14 protein-coding genes are annotated in these 16721 nt (G+C 59.9%); 4 read left to right on the top strand and 10 right to left on the bottom strand.

The annotated features are described in order from the left end of the window. Positions 1–10: 10 nt before the first annotated feature. From F506_RS11805 to F506_RS11785, 5 genes are all read right to left on the bottom strand, one after another. Positions 11–2212, bottom strand: a complete 2202-nt coding sequence (locus tag F506_RS11805) for an OsmC domain/YcaO domain-containing protein (protein ID WP_053197683.1) — start codon at positions 2210–2212, stop codon at positions 11–13. A 137-nt stretch (positions 2213–2349) separates the two neighbouring features. Beyond that, on the bottom strand, positions 2350–3930 hold the full coding sequence (gene guaA, locus F506_RS11800) for a glutamine-hydrolyzing GMP synthase (protein WP_053197680.1): 1581 nt from the start codon (positions 3928–3930) through the stop codon (positions 2350–2352). 105 nt (positions 3931–4035) lie between these two features. Beyond that, positions 4036–5496 (bottom strand): IMP dehydrogenase, encoded by a 1461-nt coding sequence (gene guaB / locus F506_RS11795; protein ID WP_053197678.1) that lies wholly within the window; start codon positions 5494–5496, stop codon positions 4036–4038. Between the two features lie 119 nt (positions 5497–5615). Then, positions 5616–5906: an RnfH family protein gene (locus F506_RS11790; protein WP_053197676.1), complete on the bottom strand. Its 291-nt coding sequence runs from the start codon at positions 5904–5906 to the stop codon at positions 5616–5618. Further along, positions 5899–6330: a type II toxin-antitoxin system RatA family toxin gene (locus tag F506_RS11785; protein WP_053197674.1), complete on the bottom strand. Its 432-nt coding sequence runs from the start codon at positions 6328–6330 to the stop codon at positions 5899–5901. The genes F506_RS11790 and F506_RS11785 overlap by 8 nt, the downstream gene beginning before the upstream one ends. Positions 6331–6398: 68 nt before the next feature. Here F506_RS11785 and smpB point away from each other — a divergent pair, with 68 nt between their 5' ends. Further along, on the top strand, positions 6399–6848 hold the full coding sequence (gene smpB / locus F506_RS11780; RefSeq protein WP_016835449.1) for an SsrA-binding protein SmpB: 450 nt from the start codon (positions 6399–6401) through the stop codon (positions 6846–6848). 44 nt (positions 6849–6892) lie between these two features. Here the strand turns inward: smpB and F506_RS11775 are convergent, their stop codons facing one another. Continuing rightward, entirely contained in the window at positions 6893–8476 is a 1584-nt protein-coding gene (locus tag F506_RS11775) for a tetratricopeptide repeat protein (protein ID WP_053197672.1), read from the bottom strand. Between the two features lie 411 nt (positions 8477–8887). On the opposite strand from F506_RS11775, the gene F506_RS11770 reads away from it, so the two are divergent. Together F506_RS11770 and F506_RS11765 are read left to right on the top strand one after the other, a co-directional pair. Further along, positions 8888–9577, top strand: coding sequence for a response regulator transcription factor (locus F506_RS11770; RefSeq protein WP_053197670.1), 690 nt, complete (start codon positions 8888–8890; stop codon positions 9575–9577). A 2-nt stretch (positions 9578–9579) separates the two neighbouring features. Continuing rightward, entirely contained in the window at positions 9580–10971 is a 1392-nt protein-coding gene (locus F506_RS11765) for an ATP-binding protein (RefSeq protein ID WP_053197667.1), read from the top strand. A gap of 133 nt (positions 10972–11104) precedes the next feature. On the opposite strand, the gene F506_RS11760 is transcribed toward F506_RS11765, so the two are convergent. The 3 genes from F506_RS11760 to ppsA all read right to left on the bottom strand — a co-directional run bounded on the left by F506_RS11760 (position 11105) and on the right by ppsA (position 14969). After that, the gene (locus F506_RS11760; protein WP_053197665.1) at positions 11105–12019 is read right to left on the bottom strand and encodes an SPFH domain-containing protein; all 915 of its coding nucleotides are present in this window, start codon (positions 12017–12019) and stop codon (positions 11105–11107) included. Positions 12020–12029: 10 nt separating this feature from the next. Then, positions 12030–12464 (bottom strand): NfeD family protein, encoded by a 435-nt coding sequence (locus tag F506_RS11755; protein ID WP_053197663.1) that lies wholly within the window; start codon positions 12462–12464, stop codon positions 12030–12032. A 138-nt stretch (positions 12465–12602) separates the two neighbouring features. Continuing rightward, complete coding sequence (ppsA, locus tag F506_RS11750) at positions 12603–14969, bottom strand: phosphoenolpyruvate synthase (RefSeq protein WP_053197661.1); 2367 nt, start codon at positions 14967–14969, stop codon at positions 12603–12605. 397 nt (positions 14970–15366) lie between these two features. Here ppsA and ppsR point away from each other — a divergent pair, with 397 nt between their 5' ends. Continuing rightward, on the top strand, positions 15367–16221 hold the full coding sequence (ppsR, locus tag F506_RS11745) for a posphoenolpyruvate synthetase regulatory kinase/phosphorylase PpsR (protein ID WP_053197658.1): 855 nt from the start codon (positions 15367–15369) through the stop codon (positions 16219–16221). 28 nt (positions 16222–16249) lie between these two features. On the opposite strand, the gene F506_RS11740 is transcribed toward ppsR, so the two are convergent. Further along, positions 16250–16717 carry a DUF6314 family protein gene (locus F506_RS11740; RefSeq protein ID WP_053197657.1) on the bottom strand — a complete coding sequence of 156 codons (468 nt, stop codon included), beginning with the start codon at positions 16715–16717 and terminating at the stop codon, positions 16250–16252. Positions 16718–16721 lie beyond the last annotated feature (4 nt).

The following is a 16721-nucleotide window of genomic DNA, read 5'->3' as shown; positions in this document are numbered from 1 at the left end:
ACTCACCCTCTTAACCTGCAGCGGCCGCATTCGCCCGCGCCTTGTGCAATTTCCGGTAGCTGTCGATCAGGCGATGGTGCCTGTCGAGACCTTCCAGTTGCATGCTCGTCGGCGTCAGTCCGAAGAAACGCACACTGCCGTCGACCGAACCCATTACCGTATCCATGCGGGCGTCGCCGAACATGCGGCGGAAGTTGACCGCATAGTCGTCCAGCTCCAGCTCGTCATCGAGCATCACTTCCAGCACCACCTTCAGGGCCTGGTAGAACAAGCCGCGTTCGACCGTGTTGTCGTTGTATTGCAGGAAGGCGCCCACCAGCTCCTGCGCCTCCTCGAATTGCTGCAGGGCGAGCTGGATCAGCAGCTTCAGCTCGAGGACCGTCAATTGCCCCCAGACCGTGTTCTCGTCAAATTCGATACCGATCAGCGTCGCGATATCGGAATACTCATCGAGTTCGCTGTTTTCCAGGCGCTCAAGCAGCGCTTCCAGGGCGGCATCATCCAGGCGATGCAGGTTCAATACATCGGCGCGAAACAACAGCGCCTTGTTGGTGTTGTCCCAGATCAGATCCTCGACCGGATACACCTCGGAATAACCGGGCACCAGGATTCGGCAAGCCACGGCGCCCAGCTGGTCATATACCGCCACATAGGTCTCTTTGCCCATGTCCTTGAGAATGCCAAACAAGGTCGCGGCTTCTTCGGCATTAGCGTTTTCGCCATGACTGGAAAAATCCCACTCGACGAATTCAAAATCCGCTTTGGCGCTGAAAAAGCGCCACGACACGATGCCGCTGGAGTCGATGAAGTGCTCCACAAAATTGTTCGGCTCAGTTACCGCGTTACTCTCGAAGGTCGGCTGAGGCAAATCATTCAGGCCTTCGAAACTGCGTCCCTGAAGCAACTCGGTCAGGCTGCGTTCCAGCGCCACTTCGAAGCTCGGGTGAGCGCCGAACGAGGCGAAGACGCCGCCGGTGCGGGGATTCATCAGGGTGACGCACATCACCGGGTAAGTCCCGCCGAGCGACGCATCCTTCACCAGCACCGGAAAGCCCTGCTCCTCCAGGCCCTTGATCCCGGCCAGGATGCCGGGATATTTCGCCAGCACCTCCTGCGGCACATCCGGCAAGGCGATTTCACCCTCCAGGATTTCGCGCTTGACCGCGCGTTCGAAAATCTCGGACAGGCACTGCACCTGCGCTTCAGCCAGCGTATTGCCGGCGCTCATGCCGTTGCTGACGAACAGGTTTTCGATCAGGTTGGACGGAAAATACACCACCTTGCCATCCGACTGCCGCACATACGGCAGCGAGCAGATGCCGCGTTCCACATTGCCGGAGTTGGTGTCGATCAGATGCGAGCCGCGCAACTCGCCGTCGGGGTTGTAGATATCCAGGCAATAGTCATCCAGAATTTCTTTCGGCAGCGCATCCTTGCGCCCTGGCTTGAACCAGCGCTCGTTCGGATAGTGCACGAACGCCGCGTCGGCGATGTCTTCGCCCCAGAATGCGCCGGCATAGAAATGGTTGTTGCTGAGCCGCTCGATGTATTCGCCCAGCGCCGAAGCCAGCGCGCTTTCCTTGGTCGCGCCCTTGCCGTTGGTGAAACACATCGGCGAATGCGCATCACGGATATGCAACGACCACACATTGGGAATGATATTGCGCCACGACGCGATTTCGATCTTGATGCCCAACCCGGCCAGAAGGCCCGACATATTGGCGATGGTCTGCTCCAGCGGCAGATCCTTGCCCAAGATAAAGGTGCTGGCATCAGCGGCCGGCTTCACGGTCAGCAAGGATTGCGCATCGGCATCCAGGCTTTCGACTTCTTCGATGACGAAGTCGGGACCTTCCTGCACCACCTTCTTCACCGTACAGCGCTCGATCGATCGCAGGATGCCGCGACGGTCCGCTTCCTCGATATCTGCGGGCAACTCCACCTGGATCTTGAAGATCTGCTTGTAACGATTTTCCGGATCGACAATATTGTTCTGCGACAGGCGGATATTCTCGGTGGAGATGTTGCGCGTGTTGCAGTACAACTTCACGAAGTAAGCTGCGCACAAGGCCGACGACGCCAAGAAGTAGTCGAAGGGACCAGGCGCAGAGCCGTCGCCCTTGTAGCGGATGGGCTGGTCGGCGATGACCGTGAAGTCGTCGAACTTGGCTTCGAGACGCAGCTTGTCGAGGAAGTTGACCTTGATTTCCATGGGAGAGCTCTAAAAATGATGCTGAAAATGATGTGGCTGCCATTCTCCGCCGCCACGCCGATACCCGAAAGATAAAGCCCTGTCGGAACAGGGCTTTGATAGTCAATCAACTACTGAACAAAATTTCCCGAGAAATTTTATTCCCACTCAATTGTGGCAGGCGGCTTGCCCGAGATGTCGTAGACCACGCGGTTGATGCCGCGCACTTCGTTGATGATGCGGTTGGACACGTGGCCCAGCAACTCGTGCGGCAGATGCGCCCAGTGTGCGGTCATGAAGTCCTGCGTCTGCACGGCGCGGAGCGCCACTACGTACTCGTAGGTGCGGCCATCGCCCATCACGCCCACCGATTTCACCGGCAGGAACACGGCGAACGCCTGGCTGGTCTTTTCGTACCAGCTCCGGCCGTCTGCATCCTTGGTGTTGCGCAGTTCTTCGATGAAAATTGCATCGGCGCGGCGCAGCAGATCGGCGAATTCCTTCTTCACTTCGCCGAGGATGCGCACACCCAGGCCCGGGCCCGGGAATGGATGGCGGTACACCATCTCGTGCGGCAGGCCGAGCGCCGCGCCCAGTTCGCGCACTTCGTCCTTGAACAGTTCGCGCAGCGGCTCCAGCAGCTTCAGATTCAATGTTTCCGGCAGGCCGCCGACGTTGTGGTGGCTCTTGATGGTGTGAGCGCCCTTCTTGCCCTTGCCGGCGCTTTCGATGACGTCCGGATAGATCGTGCCTTGCGCCAGCCATTTGGCGTTCTTCAGCTTGCCTGATTCGGCCTGGAACACTTCGACGAATTCGCGGCCGATGATCTTGCGCTTGGCTTCCGGATCGGTCACGCCGGCCAGGTGGCCCATGAACTGATCGGTGGCATCAACGTGGATGACCTTGACGCCGAGGTTCTTGCCGAACATCTCCATGACCATCTTGCCTTCATCCAGGCGCAGCAGGCCGTGGTCGACGAATACGCAGGTCAGCTTGTCGCCGATGGCGCGATGGATCAGCGCTGCCGCTACGCTGCTGTCGACGCCGCCGGACAGGCCGAGGATCACTTCATCGTCGCCCACTTGCTGGCGGATCGACGCGACCGCTTCGGCGATGTAGTCGGGCATGTTCCAGTCCGATTTGCAACCGCAGATGTCGTGCACGAAACGGCCCAGCAAGGCCTTGCCTTGCAGCGTGTGCGTGACTTCGGGATGGAACTGCACCGCGTAGAAGCGGCGCTCTTCGTCGGCCATGCCGGCCACCGGACAGTTGCCGGTCGAGGCCATCAGCTTGAAGCCGTGCGGCATTTCGTTGACCTTGTCACCATGGCTCATCCAGACCTTCAGCATGCCATGGCCGTCGGCCGTGGTGAAGTCGGCGATATCCTTCAGCAGCGCGGTGTGACCATGCGCGCGCACTTCGGCGTAACCGAATTCGCGCAACGTACCGTTTTCCACCTTGCCGCCAAGTTGCTCTGCCATGGTTTGCATGCCGTAGCAGATGCCCAGCACCGGCACGCCCAGCTCAAACACCGCAAACGGCGCGCGCGGCGTATCGCCTTCGGTCACGCTATTCGGGCCGCCCGACAGGATCACGCCGGAGGCGCCGTAGTTGCGCACGAATTCGTCGCTCACGTCGTGGGGAAAAACTTCGGAAAACACGCCGGCTTCGCGCACGCGGCGAGCGATCAGCTGAGTGACCTGGGAACCGAAATCGATGATCAGAATTTTTGAATGCATGGCTGTGATGGTAGGCAAGTTTGAAATTATTTCAGCGGCAAAAATAAGTCAAAAGGCCGCAACTCGAAAAGGAGCGCGGCCTTTTTGTCTCTATCCTTACCTTGCTTAGTCGGCGCGGTAGTTAGGAGCTTCCTTGGTGATCTGCACATCGTGGACATGCGACTCGCGCATGCCCGCCGAAGTGATCTCGACGAACTCGGCTTTTTCGCGGAATTCATCGATGGTGGCGCAACCGCAATAGCCCATCGAGGAACGCACGCCGCCAACCAGTTGATACAGGATCGCCAGCACGCTGCCCTTGTAGGCGACTCGGCCTTCGATGCCTTCCGGCACCAGTTTCTCCGCGTTGTTTTCGCCGTCCTGGAAATAGCGGTCAGCCGAACCGTCGGTCATGGCGCCGACGCTGCCCATGCCGCGATACGACTTGTAGCTGCGGCCCTGGAACAGGATCACTTCGCCCGGCGCTTCTTCGGTGCCGGCGAACATGCTTCCCATCATCACGCTGGAAGCGCCTGCCGCCAACGCCTTGGAGACATCGCCGGAGAAGCGGATGCCGCCGTCGGCGATGACCGGCACGCCGGTGCCTTCGAGCGCCTTGGCGACGTTGGCAATGGCCGAGATTTGCGGCACGCCGACGCCTGCAACGATACGGGTGGTGCAGATCGAGCCTGGGCCGATACCTACCTTGACCGCATCCGCACCGTGTTCGACCAGCGCCTTGGCTGCTGCGCCGGTAGCGATGTTGCCGCCGATCACTTCCACATGCGGGTAGCGGGTCTTGACCCACTTGACGCGGTTGAGCACGCCCGCCGAGTGGCCGTGGGCGGTGTCGACCACCAGCACGTCAACGCCTGCGGCAACCAGCAGTTCGATGCGCTCGTCATTGTCAGGACCGACGCCGACGGCCGCGCCGACGCGCAATTTGCCTTGATCGTCCTTACTGGCAAACGGGTGAGCGGTAGATTTTTGAATATCCTTGACGGTGATCAGGCCGCGCAATTCGAAGTTGTCGTTGATGACCATCACACGCTCGAGACGGTGCTTGTTCATCAGGCGCTTGGCTTCTTCCAGGCCGGCGCCGTCCTTGACGTAGACCAGTTTGTCGCGTGGCGTCATCTTGGCGCGGACTTCGGCGTCGAGGTCTTCTTCAAAACGCAGGTCGCGGTTGGTGATCACGCCGACCAGGCTGCTGCCCTCGACCACCGGAAAGCCGCTGATGCCGTGCAATTCGGACAGGGCGATGACTTCGCGGATCTTCATGGTGGGCGGGATCGTGATCGGATCGCGCACCACGCCGGATTCAAAACGCTTGACCTTGGAAACTTCGCGCGCCTGTTCCTTCGGTGTGAGGTTCTTGTGGACAATGCCGATGCCGCCCTCTTGCGCAATGGCAATAGCCAGACGTGCTTCAGTCACGGTGTCCATTGCCGCGGAAATAAGCGGAATGTTCAGGCGAATGTTGCGTGTCAGACGCGTGGCAAGGGAAGTATCTTTAGGGAGGATGTCCGAGTAGGCCGGAACGAGGAGCACGTCATCGAATGTGAGTGCTTTTTGGAGAAGACGCATAGCATTTCCTATAGGCGCAAAAGCGAATTATACAGAAAACTTTTGCACTCGTCGCGCCGACCTTGATTTTTCCGTGAAATGTGCAGCATATTTGCCGCACCGCCCTGCGTCGGGCTGCTTCAGCGCTTCTTCGCCACCCGGCGGCGGCGCGAATCCATGGGGTCGGCGATAAGCGGACGGTAGATTTCTATCCGGTCCTGGTCGCGCAGCACCGTGTCGAGCGTCTTGAGCTTGCCGTAGATGCCAACGCGGCAGACCGTCAGGTCGATTGCTGTACACTCGCGCATTACGCCACTTTGCATGATGGCATGCTGCACGGTGGCGCCAGCGTCGACGCGCACCGGCTTGCGGATCTGCAAGTCCGGCGCGGCATAGCAGATCTCGACTTGCAATTGCGCCGTTTCAGCCATATATCTGTTCTGCACGCTTGCAGAAAGAGTCGACGAAACTGTTGGCAATCATGCTGAACACGGGCCCGATCACCGATTCCAGGATGCGGCTCGAGAATTCGTACTGCATGTCGAATTCGATCTTGCAGGCATCCTCGCGCAGCGCCTTGAAGTTCCAGCGGGCTTCGAAATGCTTGAACGGCCCCTCCACCAGATGCATGGTCATGCTGCTCGGCGGCGTGTTGGTGTTTTCGGTGGTGAAGGATTGCTTGAGGCCGTGATAATTGATCTTCAGCTTGGCCTTGAGCTTGTCGCCTTGGCGCTCGTCGACCTCGACGCCGCCGCACCAGGGCAGGAATTCGGGATAGTCTTCGACGCGGTCGACCAGCTTGAACATCTGCTCCGCGCTGTAATTGATCAGGACTGTTTTATGTACGACTGCCATGAAAGGTGGTCCGTTTGATAAAATCGCAAAGTTGAAATTTTAACCGAGACCACGGATTTTCCGACCAGATGAGTATTGTTGATAATAAAAAAGCATTTTTCGATTACTTCGTCGAGGAGCGCTTCGAAGCCGGGATCGTCCTGGAAGGATGGGAAGTCAAGGCCATCCGAGCCGGCAAGGCGCAGATCAAGGAAGCCTACGTCACGATCCGCAACGGCGAGATCTTTTTGTTCGGTGCGCACATCAGCGCCCTGACCAGCACGTCCACGCACGTCCATCCTGAAACCACGCGCACCCGCAAGCTGCTGCTCAACGCCTCCGAGATCGACAAGCTGATCGGCAAGGTGGAGCGTTCGGGTTACACGCTGATGCCGCTGAACCTGCATTTCAGCAAAGGCCGCATCAAATGCGAAATCGGCCTGGCCAAGGGCAAGAAACAGCACGACAAGCGCGAGACCGAGAAGCAACGCGACAGCCAGCGTGAGATCCAGGCTGCCATGAAAACCCACCGCCGTTAAGAACCTGTTTCCGGTCCGTCGCGAGACCGGGTTCCAGGAGCTTCCTACCTGTCCGCCGCCAGCCGCAGACACTCCGCCACTTCTTCCACCACGCCCGACCAATCGCCGCGATGCTGCTGGCGGAATACCTTCACCGTCGGATACCAGCGCGAGCTGCCGGTCTGCCAGCCCCAGCGCCATTCACTTTCATAGCGCAGCAGCAGCCAGGCCGGTTTACCCAGCGCGCCGGCCAGATGGATCACGGCCGTATCCGCGCTGATCACCAGATCAAGGTTATCGATCAGCGCTGCGGTCTCCGCCATGTCGGTCATGGCCGCTTCCAGCCGGTGCATGCGTTGCCACTGCGCCAGTTCGGCCTGGTCGCCGGCGGGAATCTGCTGCTGCAGGCTCACCAATTCCACCTCGACCTCCGCCAGCGGGCGCAGATGACTCAAGGGGATGTCGCGCGTGTGATTGAGCTCGCCGTGTTGCCGCCCGGCCCAGGCCAGTCCGACCCGCAAGCGCGGCGCCGGTCCCAGCACGGCCGACCATTGCTGCTTGAGTTCGGCGTCCGCGTGCAGATACGGCACCCCTGCCGGAATCGTTGCCAGCGTCCAGCTCAGCGCCAGCGGCAAACTCATCAGCGGACAATGGAAATCGTGCGGCGTCAGCGCCTTGTCGTTGCTGACCAGCGTGACATTGGGCAAGGCGGTCAGCGAAGCGAGCAACCGTCGCAAGGTCTCCGGCACGCACACCGTCACCTGCGCCGCCATGTCGGCAATCAGGGGAATGTAGCGCGCGAACTGGATCGTGTCGCCCAGTCCCTGCTCGGCCCATAACAGGATGCTGCGCCCTGCCAGCGGCGGCTCGCCCAGCCAGGCCGGCTCATGCGGGAACAGGCCTTGCCCGCGCAGCTGTGTCGTGCGCCAGCGTGCTTCGTGATGCTGCCAGCCGCCGGCGAAGTCGCCTTGCAGCAGCAGGCAATGGCTCTGCGCCATCTCCGCTTCAGGGAAGTTCGGTTGCAGGGTGAGCGCTTGCTCGTAACACCACAGCGCCTGGTTGATGCAATTCATTTTTTGCAGCACGTTGCCGCGATTGAAAATCGCCGCGGCATCGGCAGCCGATTGCGCCAGGATGCGGTCGTAGCACAGTACGGCTTCTTCGTGGCGATTGAGGTGCAGCAGCACATTGCCGCGTTGATTCAGCGCCTGCTGGTGCGTCGGCGCATATTCCAACGCGCGGTCCAGGCTGGCCAGCGCCTCATCGAAGCGTCCGAGCCGCTCCAGCAACGCTGCCTGCTCGCACAGCAGACCGGCTTCATGCGGCCGCTCCTCCAGCATGATCTGGCAGTGATCCAGCGCCAGGATCATGGCGCGATGGCGCGACTGTCCGGCTTCTTCCAGCGTCGGAAAGCGCTGCAGGCAATCGTCGTAGGCGGCGATCGCTTCGGCGTAGCGCTCCTGCGCCATCAACAGGTCGGCGCGACGCATCAGCGCCGGCATGAAGGCAGGGTCCAGCGCGATCGCCTGTCCGATGATATCGAGCGCTTCATCCGGCCGTCCGGCCAGGTCGGCGGCGATGCTCTGCGTCAACAGCGTCATCAGTTCCTGCAGGTGACCGGGGTCTTGCAAAAGCTTTTCATGCAACATGGTTCAAGTCCGTCTCATCTATGTCGCGCACATTATCTCCCCGCGCGATGCGGCCTGTTATTTACCGTCATTTTCACCCGGCAACAAAAACCGTGAAAGTGTTGGCGGCATGTATCAACAAGGCCGCAGTATCGGCCATAGCCCGATGCAAAAGCCGCCGTCCGCATGTAAAACCGGGTAAATTCCGGTCGGCATCCCATCTCCCTCTTCCTGCAAGGCTGTGACTGGCCGTGCATTTTCAAAACGGCAATTTTCCTTGTCTGGCCTGCTATTGCGTCCGGGAAAAAGCAGGGTAAAAGATTGTAAAGATACCGGCGCCAGCCGTTACCGTAGTACCGTGCCGCGGTCTTTTGCGCATATGATTGCGCAATCCGAAGCATCCGCAAATCAAAGAAAGTGAAACCGGCGACGATGTCCAAAGTATTGCTGATAGACGACGACATTGAACTCGTTGACATGCTCAAGGAATATCTCGAGCAGGAAAAATTTGAAGTACACGTTGCCTACGACGGCGAAAGCGGCGTCATCGAGGCCCTCTCCGGCCAGTACGCCATCGTCGTCCTGGACGTCATGATGCCGCGCCTGAACGGTCTGGAAACCCTGCGCCGCATCCGCGCCAAGAGCAATCTTCCCGTGCTCATGCTAACCGCCAAGGGCGACGACACCGATCGCATCATCGGCCTCGAACTGGGCGCCGACGATTACGTGCCCAAGCCGTGCACGCCGCGCGAGCTGACCGCCCGCGTGCGCGCCATATTGCGCCGCACCGTCATCGACAATCCCGGCCACAGTCCCTACTCGCCGCTGGCTGTGGGCGCGCTGTCGATGTGGCCCGAGCAGCGCCGCGCCACCTGGTCCGGGCGGCCGCTGGAACTGACCAGCAGTGAATTCAATCTGCTTGAAGTGCTGGCCCGCAATGCCGGCAAACCGGTCAGCAAGCAACATCTATCGGAACAAGGCCTGGGCCGTCCGCTGGCGCGCTTCGACCGCAACATCGACGTCCACCTGAGCAGCATCCGCCAGAAAATCGCCACCCTCGGCAGCGACAAATCCTGCATCCAGACTGTTTACCGCCTGGGGTATCAGTTCATCAAGGAATAGCGGTGGGACGGCTGTTCTGGAAGTTCTTTTTCTTCATCATGGTGGCGCAGCTGACGGCGACGATCGGCGTCGGCATCATGTTTTCGCTGGAGAATCGCGAACGCGACCGCCGCACCAGCGACCTCGACCAGAGCCCTCCCGCCGCCTTCATGATCCGCTCCGCCGCCGCCACGCTGCAGTACGGCGGCACCGAAGCATTGCGCAAACTGGTGCTCAACGCCGACCGCCATCATGTCTATGCCGTCGATGAAGAACAGCATGAACTGCTCGGCCGCGAAGTCCATCCGCGCCTGATCGAAGAAGCACGCACCCTGCTCGGCACCGAGACCCGCCGCCGTGTGGTCGAGGAAGTCAAAGCCGCCGACGGCCATACCTATCTGCTGTTCCTGCCTTCGTCCGCCGATCCGGAATACGGCGGCCCGCCGCACGAAGAGCGCGGCTCGCGCCGCATGCAATCGCCACCGCCGTTCTTTTTCCCGATGATGCCGATGCTGGTGGCGACCGTCGCCAGCCTGTTCTTCGCCATGCTGCTGGCCTGGTATTTCTCGCAGCCGATCCGCCTGCTCAAGTCGGCCTTCGCACGCGCCTCGTCCGGCAACCTGAACGACAGACTGGCGCCGAAAATGGGCAAGCGCAACGATGAACTGGCCGATCTCGGTCGCGATTTCGACGGCATGACCGACAAGCTGCGCGCCTTGATGGACAGCCAGCGCCGCTTGCTGCACGACGTCTCGCATGAACTGCGCTCGCCGATTGCGCGGCTGCAGGCTTCGATCGGACTGGCGCGCCTGCAACCGGAAAAAACCGCCGCTACGCTGGAGCGCATCGAACGCGAAGGCGTGCGCATGGACAAGCTGGTGGGCGAACTGCTGACGCTGTCGCGACTGGAAGCGGGCGTTACCGGCGCCATGGAAGACCACATCCGCATGGAAGATCTGCTGACCGAAATCATCGACGACGCCCGTTTCGAGGCTGAAGCAGTGAATCGTCACATCGAAGGAATGGTACGCTGCGACGTCGTGATCACAGGCGGCGCAGAACTGCTCCACCGCGCCATCGAGAACGTCGTTCGCAATGCCGTCAAACAAACCGCCGTCGACACCACGGTCGCGATCAATACCCAGGTTGACAAGGACAGGCAGTCGCTGCTGGTGTCGGTCGTCGACCACGGCCCGGGCGTGCCGGAAGAAGAATTGCAGCTGATCTTCGAACCCTTCTTCCGCAGCAGCCGCACCCGGAAAAACAGCAACGGCTACGGCCTCGGCCTGACCATCGCGCGCCGCATCGTTGAAGCGCACGGCGGCCGCATCTGCGCCTTCAACCGCGTCGATGGCGGCCTGTGCGTGGAGATCATTCTGCCTTACGATGCGATCGAGAGCGGAAACACTGCGTAGCCGCCGACCATCAGAAAAACGTTGCGCCGCACCGGACCGCAGTCTGATTGCGCTGGTCCGATTTAATCGCAACGGTCGTAAAAAAGCCTGAAGATTTCTCCTCAGGCTTTCATGATTCGTGCGTCGCCGTTGCTTATTTTCCCTGTGCTTTCACCACTTGCAGCGCGCTGGCAATCAGCGTGCTCATGTCACTCAGGTTGGCCGGCACGATGATCGAATTATTGGTCTTGGCCAGTTGCGAAAACGCTGCGACATACTGTTCCGCCACTTTCAGGTTGACCGCTTCTTCGCCACCCGGTGATTGGATCGCCGCCGCCGTCTTGCGCAGTGCTTCGGCACTGGCGTTGGCGATGGCGATGATGGCGGCGGCCTGGCCTTCGGCACGGTTGATCGAGGCCTGCTTCTCACCTTCCGACTTGGCGATGGAGGCTTCCCGTTCGCCGCTGGCGATGTTGATCTGCTCCTGCTTGCGGCCTTCGGAAGCGGCAATCAGCGCACGCTTTTCCCGCTCGGCGGTGATCTGCGCCTGCATGGCGTGGAGGATTTCCTTGGGCGGCGTCAGGTCCTTGATTTCGTAACGCAGCACCTTCACGCCCCAGTTCGCGGCGGACTCGTCGATGGCGCTGACGATGGCGGTGTTGATGTGGTCGCGTTCTTCGAAGGTCTTGTCGAGCTCCATCTTGCCGATCACGGAACGCAGGGTGGTTTGCGCCAGTTGAGTGATCGCCGCGATGTAGTTCGACGAGCCATAGGATGCGCGCATCGGATCGGTGATCTGAAAATACAGGATGCCGTCGACCTGCAGCTGCGTGTTGTCGCGCGTGATGCAGACTTGCGGCGGTACGTCGAGCGGGATTTCCTTGAGGACGTGCTTGTAAGCGACGCGGTCGATGAACGGCACCACGATGTTCAGGCCCGGCCCGAGAGTCGCGTGATATTTACCGAGGCGCTCGACCACCCAGGCATGCTGTTGCGGCACGACTTTGACGGTCTTGATGACGAAGATGATAGCAATGAAAAAAATGACCAGCGTCACGCTTCCGAACATGATGATTCTCCTAATGATGAGAGACGATCAGGCGGCTGCCTCGAACTTCCCGGATGACGAATTGTCCTGCCTGCACGGGGCTACCCGCTGCGAGTTCGACGTCCCACTCGGCGCCGCGATAGCGGATGCGCGCAGTGTGGGTGCCGTCGAGGTCGTTCCAGTGATCGACCTGTACGCTCTGGCCGATGTCGAGGATGACGTTCGGGTCGCGCGCTGCGTTTTCCTTGCCCATCCGGCCGAAGCGGCTGCGTCGCAATGCGCCGATGGCGGCAAAGCCGATTGCCGCCGCCAGCAGCAGTTGCCATTCCAGTTTTCCGCCCAGCAGCGCGGCAACGCCGCCGGCGCCCAGACCGATCGCAATCATCAGCAGATAGAACGTGCCGGTGAAGAGTTCCACCCCGATTGCCACACCGGCCAATACAAACCATATCGCCCAGTCCATCATGTCCTTGTTCCTTTTCAGAGAGGGTGCGAGAGACTGCTACGGAACCGCTTACCGGCAAGACTTTAACAGTCTATTCCCAAAAACAAAAACGCGGACCCGAGGCCCGCGTTTTTGTGAGACCGGAGTAACGACGCTTGCCTACTTGCCGGCAACGCTCGTGGCCAGTTTCTGCCAGGTATCGATCACGGAATCAGGATTCAGGGAAATCGATTCAATACCCTGCTTCATCAGCCATTCCGCAAAATCCGGATGGTCCGAAGGACCCTGACCGCAGATGCCGACGTACTTGCCCTTGGCCAGGCAAGTCGAGATGACCTTGGTCAGCAAGGCTTGCAACGCCGGATCGCGTTCGTCGAAATCGGCTGCCAGCAATTCCATGCCGGAGTCGCGGTCCAGGCCCAGGGTCAGCTGGGTCAGATCGTTGGAACCGATCGAGAAGCCGTCGAAGTGCTCGAGGAACTGCTCCGCCAGAATCGCGTTGGAAGGCACTTCGCACATCATGATGACGCGCAGGCCGTTCTCGCCGCGTTTGAGGCCGTTCTTGCCGAGCAGGCCGATGACCTTTTCCGCCTGGCCCAGGGTACGGACGAACGGCACCATGATCTCGACGTTGGTCAGACCCATGTCGTTACGCACGCGCTTCATGGCCTGGCATTCCATTTCGAACGCTTCGGCAAAATCTGCCGACAGGTAACGCGCGGCGCCGCGGAAGCCCAGCATCGGGTTTTCTTCGTCCGGTTCATAGCGCGAACCGCCGATCAGCTTCTTGTACTCGTTCGACTTGAAGTCGGACAGGCGCACGATGACCGGCTTGGGCCAGAATGCCGCCGCAATGGTGGCGATGCCTTCGGCCAGCTTGTCGACGTAGAAGGCCTTCGGCGAGGCATGGCCACGGGCGACGGATTCGACGGCCTTCTTCAGGTCAGCGTCGATATTGGGGTATTCCAGGATCGCCCTTGGATGCACGCCGATGTTGTTGTTGATGATGAATTCCAGGCGCGCCAGACCAACGCCGCCGTTGGGAATCGACTGGAAGTCGAAAGCCAGTTGCGGGTTGCCGACGTTCATCATGATCTTCAACGGAATCGACGGCAATTCGCCGCGTGCGACTTCGGTGATTTCGGTTTCCAGCAGGCCGTCGTAGATCTTGCCTTCGTCGCCTTCGGCGCAGGAAACGGTGACCAGCGTGCCATCCTTGAGCATGTCGGTGGCGTCGCCGCAACCGACCACTGCCGGCACGCCCAGTTCACGCGCGATGATCGCCGCGTGACAGGTGCGGCCGCCGCGATTGGTGACGATCGCCGCAGCGCGCTTCATGACCGGCTCCCAGTTCGGGTCGGTCATATCGGCAACCAGCACGTCGCCCGGCTGCACGCGTTCCATTTCGGCGGCATCGCGAATCACGCGCACCGGACCGGCGCCGATCTTCTGACCGATGGCGCGACCGGTTGCCAACACGGCGCTGGAACCCTTGAGTTTGAAACGTTGCTGTGCGTCGGTCGCCTTTTGCTGCGACTTCACGGTTTCCGGACGCGCCTGCAGGATGTACAGCTTGCCGTCACGGCCGTCCTTGCCCCATTCGATGTCCATCGGACGTTCGTAGTGCTTCTCGATGATGGCGGCGTATTTGGCCAGCTCGACGATTTCGGCGTCGTTCAGCGAATAGCGGTTGCGCATTTCGACCGGCACGTCGACCGTCTTGACCGAGCGGCCGGCTTTGGCTTCGCCGGTGAATTCCATCTTTATCAGCTTGGAGCCGATGTTGCGGCGAATGATTGGCAGCTTGCCTTGTTCGAGCATCGGCTTGTGCACGTAGAACTCGTCCGGATTGACTGCGCCCTGCACCACCGTTTCGCCCAGGCCGTAGCTGGAAGTGATGAAGACCACATCCTTGAAGCCCGATTCGGTGTCGATGGTGAACATCACGCCGGCAGCGCCGACGTCGGAGCGCACCATGCGTTGCACGCCGGCCGACAACGCGACTTCGGCATGGGTGAAGCCCTTGTGGACGCGATACGAGATCGCGCGGTCGTTGTACAGCGAGGCGAACACGTGCTTCATCGCTTCGAGCACGTTGTCGATGCCGACCACGTTGAGGAAGGTTTCCTGCTGACCAGCGAAGGACGCGTCAGGCAAATCTTCCGCGGTCGCAGACGAACGTACGGCGAAAGACATCTCCGCGGTGGAGTCGGCAACCAGTTTGTCGTAGAAGGATTTGATCTGCTGTTCCAGCGCGGGCTGGAAAGGCGTGTCGATAATCCATTGACGAATCTCAGCACCGGCTTGCGCCAGCGCACGCACATCTTCGATGTCCAGCGTAACGAGACGATCTGCAATGCGTTGAGCCAGCGTTGCGCCGCCATTCGCACTGTGTTCCAGAAAGTCGCGGAAAGCCTGTGCGGTCGTGGCAAAGCCACTTGGCACGCGGACTCCGGCACCGGCCAGCTGGCTGATCATTTCACCCAGCGACGCGTTCTTGCCGCCGACGGACTCGACATCCGTCATGCGAAGATTTTCAAAGGAGACTACGTATGCGGCCCCCTGGGTAGAACCCATGTTTACTGCGTTGGACATAACAACCTCTAGTTTGATGATGGGAAATCTTCGCGGGGCCGGCGATCGTCATTTGTTCTTTGTTATTTTGGGACGAAGGCGACATAATTGCAGCAAATGCGGGGACAGCGGCACAGCTCATTTGATTCATGACTTCACTCAGACGGCGCGCGGCAGTTCCGAAGGTGTTTGCAACGGCAAACATCCAGATGGTTTCGGTCAACTTGCGCAGCACATTCAGGGTCATTTTGAGCTAGCTTCTCAATCTGTTGCATGGCATTTTACAGGGTAGCCAGCTTTTTTTTCACTCCCCTTCCTTATTTTTTATTGTTTTCTTTTTAACAACATTATGCTCGATCTCGCTCCGTCTTCCTGCCCGGTCCCGTTGCCGCCCGCCAACCGCACGGTGTTCTTCGTTTCGGACGGCACCGGCATTACGGCGGAAACCCTGGGCCATTCCGTCCTCAGCCAGTTCGAGCTGCGCTTCAAGCAAGTGCGCCTGCCCTTCGTCGATACGCTGGACAAGGCCTACGACGCCACGCGCCGCATCAATGAAGTCGCCGAAGTCGACGGCAAGGCGCCGATCGTGTTTTCGACGCTGGTGAAAGCGGATCTGTCGGCGGTCATTCGCCAGTCGCGGGCGATGCATATGGATCTGTTCCAGACCTTCGTGGAACCGCTGGAACAGGAGCTCGGCGTCAAGTCGACCCACACCATCGGCCGCAGCCACAACACCGCCGATTCGGAAGAATACAAAAACCGCATCGAAGCGATCAATTTCTCACTGGCGCACGATGACGGCCAGTCGAACAAGAACCTGGCCAGCGCCGACGTCATCCTGGTGGGCGTGTCGCGCTCGGGCAAAACGCCGACCAGCCTGTACCTGGCGATGCAGTATGGCATCAAGGCGGCCAACTACCCGCTGATTCCCGAGGATTTCGAGCGCGACAAGCTGCCGAGCGGGCTGGTGAATTTCAAGAAGAAGATCTTCGGCCTGACCATTGCCGCCGAACGCCTGTCGGAAGTGCGCAATGAACGCCGTCCCGGCAGCAAGTATGCCGCCATCGAAAACTGCCGCTATGAAATCAACGAAGCAGAAAAGATGATGCGCCGCGAAGGTATTCGCTGGATGTCGTCCACGGCCAAGTCGATCGAAGAGATCGCCGCCACCATCCTGCAGGAAATCAAGCCGGAAACACGCTGATCGCGCAAGTCGCCATAGCGCACGCAAACTAGCCGGGCTGCCTGGTGAAATGCGTGTGCACCCGATAATCCTTGTGCGGACCGTCGATGCGCGTGCGCAATTCGAAGCTATCGGCATTCGTCAAGCGGTAGCTGCCGTCGTAGCGATCCAGGATGCAGAGATGCGTCTCCACCGGCAGCAAGGCCTGTTCCACCGCATCGTAGCGATAACTCTGGTAAGCCTGCCCAAGCTGCATGCCGTCGGCAAACGCGACATGCACCATGTCGCCTGCAACCTCATAGTCGAAGCGCCGCGAAAAACCGACCACGCGCTGGCCGGCTGCGAGGCGCAACTGCCCCGCTTCCTTGTAATGCAAAAGAGACATGCCGGACACCGGCAGGAACTCGGCCGCACCTTCCGCTTCACCGATCAGTACGTCGTCGGCGCCGACCATGGTGCGGGAAAACGTCCAGCGTCCGCTGAAATAGGCATGGAGATCCGGCGACTGGAAGTTCATCGCC

Source organism: Herbaspirillum hiltneri N3, assembly GCF_001267925.1.
GTDB classification, from domain to species: Bacteria; Pseudomonadota; Gammaproteobacteria; order Burkholderiales; family Burkholderiaceae_D; genus Herbaspirillum; species Herbaspirillum hiltneri.
This window is presented reverse-complemented; position numbering and strand designations above follow the sequence as displayed.

What these genes read in the sequence shown, in the direction of transcription:
- F506_RS11805 (WP_053197683.1), bottom strand. Translation starts at nt 2,212, where the DNA reads ATGGAAATCAAGGTCAACTTCCTCGACAAGCTGCGTCTCGAAGCCAAG.
- guaA (WP_053197680.1), bottom strand. Translation starts at nt 3,930, where the DNA reads ATGCATTCAAAAATTCTGATCATCGATTTCGGTTCCCAGGTCACTCAG.
- guaB (WP_053197678.1), bottom strand. Translation starts at nt 5,496, where the DNA reads ATGCGTCTTCTCCAAAAAGCACTCACATTCGATGACGTGCTCCTCGTT.
- F506_RS11790 (WP_053197676.1), bottom strand. Translation starts at nt 5,906, where the DNA reads ATGGCTGAAACGGCGCAATTGCAAGTCGAGATCTGCTATGCCGCGCCG.
- F506_RS11785 (WP_053197674.1), bottom strand. Translation starts at nt 6,330, where the DNA reads ATGGCAGTCGTACATAAAACAGTCCTGATCAATTACAGCGCGGAGCAG.
- smpB (WP_016835449.1), top strand. Translation starts at nt 6,399, where the DNA reads ATGAGTATTGTTGATAATAAAAAAGCATTTTTCGATTACTTCGTCGAG.
- F506_RS11775 (WP_053197672.1), bottom strand. Translation starts at nt 8,476, where the DNA reads ATGTTGCATGAAAAGCTTTTGCAAGACCCCGGTCACCTGCAGGAACTG.
- F506_RS11770 (WP_053197670.1), top strand. Translation starts at nt 8,888, where the DNA reads ATGTCCAAAGTATTGCTGATAGACGACGACATTGAACTCGTTGACATG.
- F506_RS11760 (WP_053197665.1), bottom strand. Translation starts at nt 12,019, where the DNA reads ATGTTCGGAAGCGTGACGCTGGTCATTTTTTTCATTGCTATCATCTTC.
- F506_RS11755 (WP_053197663.1), bottom strand. Translation starts at nt 12,464, where the DNA reads ATGATGGACTGGGCGATATGGTTTGTATTGGCCGGTGTGGCAATCGGG.
- ppsA (WP_053197661.1), bottom strand. Translation starts at nt 14,969, where the DNA reads ATGACGGATGTCGAGTCCGTCGGCGGCAAGAACGCGTCGCTGGGTGAA.
- ppsR (WP_053197658.1), top strand. Translation starts at nt 15,367, where the DNA reads ATGCTCGATCTCGCTCCGTCTTCCTGCCCGGTCCCGTTGCCGCCCGCC.
- F506_RS11740 (WP_053197657.1), bottom strand. Translation starts at nt 16,717, where the DNA reads ATGAACTTCCAGTCGCCGGATCTCCATGCCTATTTCAGCGGACGCTGG.